Genomic DNA, 8,269 nt, shown 5'->3' on the forward strand with positions numbered 1-8,269 from the left:
GTAGGTCGGGCTTCAGCCCGACTCTCTCTCACGACGCCCACCATCCCATCCCAACCGCCAGCCCCAAGCCCCCCCTCCCCCGGCGTGGGGGAGGGGCCGGGGGAGGGGGGCACCCGGCCAAAAAGCGGGCACCCCGCCAAAACCCACCGCGCGCCCCGCTCACCAAACCCTAACCAGCATGCGCTCTCCTCCCGCCAAAAGGAGCACGCCCATGGACACCCTTCACCACCTCCCCCTCGCCGAGATCGACCCCCACGCCCTCCTCCGCGACCGCACCCAGCTCGACCCCGAGGCGCTCGCCCAACTCCAGCTCTCCATCGCCACCGAAGGCCTCCGCCTCCCCATCGAGGTCTGGCAACTCTCCACCCCCCGAGACGGCTTCACCCACGGCCTCATCTCCGGCCTCCGCCGCCTCACTGCCTGCCGCGAGCTTGGGCACCAGACCATCCCCGCCCTCCTCCGCACCCCCGCCTCGATCCCGGACGCCATGGCCGCCATGGTCAGCGAAAACGAAAACCGGTCGGACATCAGCCCGTGGGAGAAAGGCACGCTCATCCTCAACACCATCGAGGAAGGCCACTTCGACACCCCCGACACGGCAATCGCCGTGCTCTTCCCCGCCGTCTCCCGCTTTACCCGCGCCCGCATCCGCAGCCACACCATGGTGGTCCAGGCGCTGGACGGCCTCCTCACCGCGCCGCACGACTTCTCCACCCGCCAACTCGACGCCATCGCGGCTGCACTGACAGGCGGGCACGAAGACCTCCTGATCGCCACCCTCCAACCCGTCGCGAGGTCAGGCGCCGAGACCCAATGGTCCACCCTCCAACCCGTCCTGATGGACATCGCACGCGAGCCCACCAACCCCAAAACCGGCCGCCCCCGCCGGATGCTGCAGCTGAGGCAAGGTCTCACGATCCGCCGCGAGCCCACCCCCACCGGCTGGGTCCTGCGGTTCTCGGGGCCAGAGGCGAAGAAGGGTGGCCTCGTCGATGACGTCCTGGACAGGGTGGAGCAGTGGTTTCAGAAGGGATGAAGAGTACGAAGACTAGTGCGCCCAGTAGCGTCGGGACCTACTACGACGCAGCACGTTCCGTAGCTGATGGCAGATGCCGATTATCTCAATGACTCTCTCGAAGTCGGCAGAACGTTCTGGACTACCAAATGATCCGCCCGTGGAGGTATCAAACAGCTTTCCATCTAGTTCTCGATATTCGTCGAAAGAATCGCCGAGGAGCTTTTCCGCTCGTTCTCGAAATGCCGACGTGCAAAGCATCTGACCTTGAAGCTTGGCAGCGAGCTCCTTCGCCCTCGAACCCAGAGGTTCCTTCGACGGGTCGTACACCCAGTATGCGACGGCAGCCTCTTCAACTCTGATAATTTCGGCAACGTGCTCTGTGATCTCGTTTTGATCATTGGTTAGTTTCGCAATTACCATGGAAAGTAGATATGTAATGAGGCCACCCAGTATAATGAGCCCAAGATCACCAAGCATATCAGTGGCTCTCCTTCCGCGCGTCCTTGATGTACCGAGCTATCGCATCACTGTATCTCTTATTGCCTTCCCATCCGGGCAAAACCACCAATGTAGCTTCCAAGTCTTCTCGCAACACACTCTCTCGCCTAATCAGGCCACCAAAGGACTCCTCAAGGAAGGAAGAGCCAAAGCTGAGCACGCCATCTAGCTCTACAACCAGTTTTACTTTCTTTTGCATTGCTTCCTGAAGACGAGGTAGCAACAGTTCCTTACGAAATTTCGTTCCATTAAACGGACCATCCGCATCATCTCTGCCCGATGGAAACTTGGAAAACTCTGTCGCAACATTGATCTTGACTGTTTCATCCATTTTCAGAATCCTTCGGCAGGACTAGTTTCCAAGTGATCAGAGTGCCGCCGATTGACGAAGGACGGTACTGATGGGTCTCGGCACCATCATGAGTAACCGTACACTCGCCCCCTCGACTCAGAATTGATACGGAGCCACCTTTACACAGCTTTATCAGGTCAACCATCTGCGGAAGACCCTTTCCATGCCATGAATGGTCCGTACTGCTGGCTCCGGGCTTCATTGCTGCCGAGATGTATACGCCGTCATCCGCGTACTCATGTTGTGGCCCCCTGAACATTCCCAGCAGTGTATCTCGGAGCTTCTGACCTGCGGGCTTTCGCGGAAATGTAACAGGTATTGTGGCTCCTTGATCGTAGACGACTACTGTAAGGGTTCTGTTACGTCTATCTGCCGTAGCGGTTATCCACCATGCCGACACGTGGGCAAACGGAAAGCTCACATCTGATGGATAGGCCCATCTTGTAACATTCGAGATCGCTTCAGAAATTGCTGTATTGAGGGCGATAAACACATCTCTTGGAAGGGGGTCTAACTCCTCAATGAACCTGCTCAGTTGCAGGATCATGGTGCATACCTGCTCAAGTTCGGTTGCGTCTCGACCAGACGCAATCCTCATCGTGCGGACGTCTCCACTTTGATTGAAGCGATCGCTTACATCGTGCGTGATGCCCACAATCTCGAAAAAACCCATTTCAAAAAGTTTCTGAAAAGCGTCGGCGCTCCACTCATGTAAGTTGATGGCCGGTGGAACCTCTCCCATGATTCTTCGCGCCCGATCATACTCCGCTGCTATCACAACAGACGCCGAGGTTGAGATTTCTCGGATTTTTCCATAATCGACGTAGCCGTTTATCCAAGGCATCCCGCGCTTGGGTCGGACCACCCAATTCTTCTTTCGCAAGGCGAAATTCGGTATTGCGTTCTTCTCTCTCCAGTCGGACAGGAACTTGATAGTCTGTTCAGGATTTTTCTCGAAGCAGAGTGTATCAGGTGGAAGTACTGCTGGGCGCCGAGATACAACTCTTTCCGAACGATCGTTGAGCCAAACCGTAACGTACTCTACATAGCGAAGTCGTCTATTTCGTTGATTCTTGGTGCTTTGCTGACGTGAGCGGTGGCGCAACCACTTCCTATACCGATGTGTCAGCTTCTTCATGTCACTCGCTAACCGCAAACTTGGTTGCAAACCAGAACGCTACAACGAGGGCAAGGATAGCGCCAGCCCTCGATCCATCCGGTAAGCAGCCCCCACCCCTTAACAAACCCCTAACGCCCCACCTCTAACCCATTGGAATCCTTTGCGGCCTCCACCCTGAGCACTGTGCTCAACCTCCTGGACCCTCACGCCGCGAGGATGTCGTAGCTCAGGGCATAAAGCCCCCCCGCCCCCTCCCGCGCCTGGGTCAGCAGGGCCGCATGTTCGGGCAGAAGCCGGCGGATCATCACCCGGGCCAGCGGCTCCCGTTCCGGGTCAGCCAGCGCCGCCTTCAGATGCGCGTGCCCCCCCAGAACCAGGGCAAAGGCCCGCAGATACGCCGCCGCCCCGGCAAAGCGGTCGTTCAAATCCTGCCCCACCAGCGCCTCGGTCCCCTCGCGGAGAGCCTCCGCCGCCGACCAGACATCCCCCGCCAGATCCGGGAACTGCCCCCGCGCCGCCTCGGCCCCCCGCTGGACCTCGTCGATCAGCCGGAACGCAGCCTCTCCCCCGTCCGCCATCTTGCGGCCCACAAGGTCCATCGCCTGGATCCCGTTCGTCCCCTCATAGATCGGCAGGATCCGCGCATCCCGAAGGAACTGCGCCGCCCCCGTCTCTTCGATGAACCCCATCCCGCCATAGATCTGCACCCCCTCATGCGCGACCTTGCAGCCGACGTCGGTGCAATAAGCCTTCGCAATCGGAGTAAGCAACGCCGCCCGAGCCCGCCAGTCGGGGCTATCGGTGGCCGTTGTCATGTCGATCGCCACGGCACAGGAAAGCGCGATGGAGCGGGCCGCAAAGACCTCGGCCCGCATCGTCGCCAGCATCCGGCGGACGTCGGCGTGTTCGATGATCGTCCCGGTCTTCGACAGCGGCGTCGCTCCCTGCTTGCGGTCCATCGCATAGGCCAGCGCATGCTGAAGCGCTGCCTCCGCGACCCCCACGCCCTGCGCGGCGACGGAAAGCCGGGCGTTGTTCATCATCGTGAACATCGCCGCCATCCCCTTGTGCGGCTCGCCCACCAGCCAGCCCGTCGCGCCGTCGAACTGCATGACACAGGTCGGGCTGCCATGGACGCCGAGCTTGTGTTCGAGGCTCACGACCCGAAGCGAGTTCCGCGCGCCCAGGTTTCCCGCATCATCGGGAATGAACTTCGGGACCATGAAGAGGCTGATCCCCTTCGTCCCCGCAGCCCCATCCGGCAGCCGCGCCAGGACCAGGTGGCAGACATTCGGCGTCAGATCGCTTTCGCCCCAGGTGATGAAGATCTTCTGCCCCGAGATCGCATAGGTCCCGTCACCCTTCGGCTCGGCCTTCGACCGCAAGGCCCCGACATCGGTGCCCGCGTGGGGTTCGGTCAGGTTCATCGTCCCCGACCACTCGCCCGAGGTCAGCTTCGGCAGGTAGAGCGCCTTGATCTCGTCCGAGGCGTGATGCTCCAGCGCTTCGATCTGGCCTTTCGACAAGAGCGGCTTCAGCTGCAGCGAAATGCACGCGCCCGACATCATATCGTCGACCGAAAGTGACAGCGCGATCGGCAGGCCCATGCCGCCGTACTCAGGGCTGGCGGACATTCCGACCCAGCCCCCGGTGGCGATAGTGCGATAGCCCTCGGCAAAGCCGGGAGCGGTGACGACTGCGCCGTTTTCCAGCCGGGCGGGGTGCATGTCGCCCAAACGGTTCAGGGGGGCGAGGATGTCGGTCGAAATGCGGCCCGCCTCGGTCAGGATTGCTTCAGCCATTTCCGGAGTTGCATCGGCAAAGCGGGCGGTAGCCGCGACGTCGGCAAAGCCCACAACGTGGTCGAGGATGAAACGAAGATCCTTGACTGGCGCGCGATAGGGCATTGGGTACTCCTCCCGAAGACTTGGCAAAGCAGGGGGCCTGCCGTATGGACGGCCCGGAGCTAACGCTATTCCAATCGTGTGGTCCTTCAAGTTGGACGCTGCGTCAATTGTCATGACCCGAACCCTTGCCCCAGACGATGCCGGGATTGATGCAGCAGTGGGGCTGCTTCGGGCGGGGGAGCTGGTCGCCTTCCCGACCGAGACGGTCTATGGCCTGGGCGGTTACGCCCGGTCGGATCGGGCCGTGGCACGGATCTATGAGGCCAAGGGTCGGCCAACGTTCAACCCGCTGATCGTGCACCTGCCCGACCTTGCTGCGGTTCAGGCGATTGCGGAGGTCGGGCCGAAAGCTCATGCGCTGGCCCAGGCCTTTTGGCCCGGCCCGCTGACGCTGGTTCTTCCGCTGTGTCCCGGGGCGGGGTTGTCGCCCCTTCTCTCGGCTGGCCTTTCCACTGTCGCAGTGCGGGTCCCCGCGCATCCATTGGCCCAGCGGCTTTTGCGGGCTTTTGGCGGCCCGGTTGCTGCACCTTCCGCCAACCCCTCGGGTCGCATCTCGCCGACGCGGGCGGAGCATGTTCTGGACGGTCTTTCGGGCCGTATTGCAGCCGTCATCGACGGCGGACCCTGCGCGGTGGGGTTGGAGTCGACCATCGTTCTGGCCGACCCGGAGCCAGTGCTGCTCCGCCCCGGCGGCATACCGGTCGAAGCGCTTGAGGCCGCGTTGGGCGGGTTGATCGCCGTGGGAGGAGATGCGGTCAAGCCGACTTCGCCCGGTCAGTTGGCCTCGCACTATGCACCTGACGCAAACCTTCGGCTTGACGCCGCGGATGCGCGGGCAGGTGAGGTCATGGTAGGGTTCGGCCAGGTGCCGGGAGTGCTGTCGCTGTCGGTCAGCGGCGATCTGGTTGAAGCGGCGGCAAGGCTGTTCCACGTCCTTCGCGAGGCCGACCGGCTGGCGGGCCCAGGTGGCAAGATCGCCTTCGCACCGGTGCCTGAAAAGGGACTGGGCCGCGCGATCAATGACCGGCTGCGCCGCGCCGCAGCGCCCCGGGACTGACGTTTGCTTGCTGTTTAACAGCGAGAACGGATTGTGGCAGAAACGCCCGGTTTGCGCCACAATCGGAAAAATTCCCCGTTCTGGACTCGTTGATCCTGTGCCATAGTTTTGCCGGGCCTGAGAAGCCTGTGCAATCAGAACGCCTGCCGACCAAGGCGGGAAAGTAAAAGGGAACCGTGAAATGATTAAAGAATTCAAAGCCTTTCTTATGAAAGGCAATGTAATGGACCTGGCCGTTGGTATCATCATCGGCGCGGCCTTCACAGCGATCGTCAACAGCCTGGTTGGTGATCTGATCAACCCGATCATCGGGCTCATCCTGGGTGGCGTCAACTTTTCGGACATGTTTGTCGACCTGTCCGGCACCAATCCGGTGTCTCTGAAAGCCGCCCAAGATTCTGGCGCTGCGGTCTTTGCCTATGGCGCGTTCATCACCGCTGTGATCAACTTTGTGATCATCGGCTTCGTCGTGTTCATGCTGGTCAAGGGAATGAACAAGCTGATGCCTCCCAAGGTGGAAGAGCCCGCAGCCCCTGCCGGTCCGTCGGAAGTTGACCTGCTTAAAGACATCCTGGTCGCGCTGAAGAAGTAAGCGCCAGACTAAAGGCAAAGGCACCCGGAGACGATCCGGGTGCCTTTCTTGTTAAATCGCCAGCGCCTCGGCGGCAGAAATCGCGGGCATGCCAAGCGCCTCGCCCACTGCTGCATAGGTGAGCTTTCCGGCATGGACGTTGAGGCCGTTCAGAAGGTGCTTGTCCTCGGCGCAGGCCTTCTTCCAGCCCTTGTCGGCCAGCGCCAGCATGAACGGCATCGTGGCGTTGCCAAGCGCCTGGGTCGATGTCCGCGCAACCGCGCCCGGCATGTTTGCCACGCAGTAGTGCATGATCCCGTCCACCTCGTAGATCGGATCCTGGTGGGTCGTGGCGCGGCTGGTCTCAAAACAGCCACCCTGATCGATGGCCACGTCGACAAGCGCTGCGCCGGGCTTGAGGTCTTTCAGCTGCGCTTTCGAGATCAGCTTCGGCGCTGCAGCACCGGGGATCAGGACCGCGCCGATGATCAAGTCAGCCTCGCGGGCCAGAGCGATGGTGTTCCCGGCGCTGGCATAGGCGTTCTTGAAGTCGCGACCGAAGACGTCATCCAGATAGCGCAGCCGGTTAATCGACCGGTCGAGCACGGTTACATCCGCTCCCATCCCTGCAGCGACTTTGGCCGCATGGGTGCCGACGACACCACCACCGATGACCAGAACTTTGGCGGGGGATACGCCCGGCACGCCGCCAAGCAGAACCCCGCGCCCGCCGTTGGCTTTCTGCAGCGTCCATGCGCCGACCTGCGGGGCAAGGCGGCCGGCAACCTCGGACATCGGGGCAAGAAGCGGCAGGCCGCCGCGGTCGTCGGTCACCGTCTCATAGGCGATGCAGGTCGCGCCGGATTTCAGAAGGTCTTTGGTCTGCTGCGGATCGGGGGCGAGGTGCAGGTAGGTAAACAGCACCTGGCCTTCGCGAAGGCGCTTGCGTTCGACCGCCTGGGGTTCCTTGACCTTGACGATCAGGTCGGCCTTCTCGAAGACCTCTTCCGCCGTATCGAGGATTTTCGCACCTGCGGCCTTGTAGTCGGCGTCGGAGAAGCCTGCACCGGTTCCGGCGTTCTTCTCGATCAGGACCTTGTGGCCATGGGCAACGGCCTCACGCGCGGCGTCGGGGGTCATGCCGACCCGGAACTCCTGCGGCTTGATCTCTTTCGGGCATCCGATCTTCATGTTTCCCTCCCCCAGGGGCAAATTTCTGTCTTCATGCAATACTGGCCTGTTCTTCTGACAATGCCTTGAATTCTGGGCGGCTGGATCGATCCTGGGTGATGGTTTCTTCGCCAAAAACCCGGCATGACCGAAGATTATTGCGCCAGCCGTGCAATTGCCCCGTTCGGGCCGAGTCCCCCGCGAGGAAGTCTCATTGGCTTGACGACCATCCGTTACATGCCGGGTGCAGGCTGGTTCGATCCAGCCAGGGAGAAAAACAATGTCCGATCGAAAGAACTCCAGCCAGAACATCCGCACCGTCATCGCCGAGCGTGTCTCGCGTCGGGGGTTCCTGCTCGGCTCGGCCGGGGGGCTTTCGGCTGTGGCCGCGACGGGGTTTGTGGGGTCGCTGTTTTCCGGCCAGGCCCACGCCCAAGCCGTCCAGTCGAGCCTTACCTTCACCGAGCTCAAGCGCGTCTTTGACCAGACGCATCACGTTGCCGACGGCTACAAGGCCGAGGTCGTGGCAGCCTGGGGCGACCCGATGCAGGCCGGTCAGGCGGCTTTTGATGTCAA

Annotated in this window: 8 protein-coding genes and 1 pseudogene; 4 read left to right on the forward strand and 5 right to left on the reverse strand. The window is 61.5% G+C overall.

Annotated elements, in window-relative coordinates:
* Positions 1-211: 211 nt before the first annotated feature.
* A complete protein-coding gene (locus ACRCSW_RS13400) occupies positions 212-1,036 on the forward strand; it encodes a ParB/RepB/Spo0J family partition protein (RefSeq protein WP_438705823.1) in 825 nt (274 codons plus the stop codon).
* 12 nt (positions 1,037-1,048) lie between these two features.
* On the opposite strand, the gene ACRCSW_RS13405 is transcribed toward ACRCSW_RS13400, so the two are convergent.
* From ACRCSW_RS13405 to ACRCSW_RS13420, 4 genes are all read right to left on the reverse strand, one after another.
* A complete protein-coding gene (locus tag ACRCSW_RS13405) occupies positions 1,049-1,495 on the reverse strand; it encodes a hypothetical protein (RefSeq protein WP_438705824.1) in 447 nt (148 codons plus the stop codon).
* A 1-nt stretch (position 1,496) separates the two neighbouring features.
* Entirely contained in the window at positions 1,497-1,847 is a 351-nt protein-coding gene (locus tag ACRCSW_RS13410) for an STAS-like domain-containing protein (protein ID WP_438705826.1), read from the reverse strand.
* Positions 1,840-3,006: an ATP-binding protein gene (locus tag ACRCSW_RS13415; protein ID WP_438705828.1), complete on the reverse strand. Its 1,167-nt coding sequence runs from the start codon at positions 3,004-3,006 to the stop codon at positions 1,840-1,842. Before ACRCSW_RS13415 ends, ACRCSW_RS13410 begins: the two co-directional genes overlap by 8 nt.
* Positions 3,007-3,191: 185 nt before the next feature.
* A complete protein-coding gene (locus ACRCSW_RS13420; protein WP_438705829.1) occupies positions 3,192-4,895 on the reverse strand; it encodes an acyl-CoA dehydrogenase in 1,704 nt (567 codons plus the stop codon).
* Between the two features lie 106 nt (positions 4,896-5,001).
* On the opposite strand from ACRCSW_RS13420, the gene ACRCSW_RS13425 reads away from it, so the two are divergent.
* On the forward strand, positions 5,002-5,952 hold the full coding sequence (locus ACRCSW_RS13425) for an L-threonylcarbamoyladenylate synthase (protein WP_438705835.1): 951 nt from the start codon (positions 5,002-5,004) through the stop codon (positions 5,950-5,952).
* A gap of 181 nt (positions 5,953-6,133) precedes the next feature.
* Complete coding sequence (gene mscL, locus ACRCSW_RS13430; protein ID WP_438705831.1) at positions 6,134-6,544, forward strand: large conductance mechanosensitive channel protein MscL; 411 nt, start codon at positions 6,134-6,136, stop codon at positions 6,542-6,544.
* 51 nt (positions 6,545-6,595) lie between these two features.
* On the opposite strand, the gene ald is transcribed toward mscL, so the two are convergent.
* A complete protein-coding gene (gene ald, locus ACRCSW_RS13435) occupies positions 6,596-7,714 on the reverse strand; it encodes an alanine dehydrogenase (RefSeq protein WP_438705833.1) in 1,119 nt (372 codons plus the stop codon).
* A 259-nt stretch (positions 7,715-7,973) separates the two neighbouring features.
* On the opposite strand from ald, the pseudogene ACRCSW_RS13440 reads away from it, so the two are divergent.
* Positions 7,974-8,269, forward strand: a pseudogene (locus tag ACRCSW_RS13440) (dTDP-glucose 4,6-dehydratase); the annotation flags it as partial.

Source organism: Tabrizicola sp. (assembly GCF_051645465.1).
Taxonomy (GTDB): Bacteria; Pseudomonadota; Alphaproteobacteria; order Rhodobacterales; family Rhodobacteraceae; genus Tabrizicola.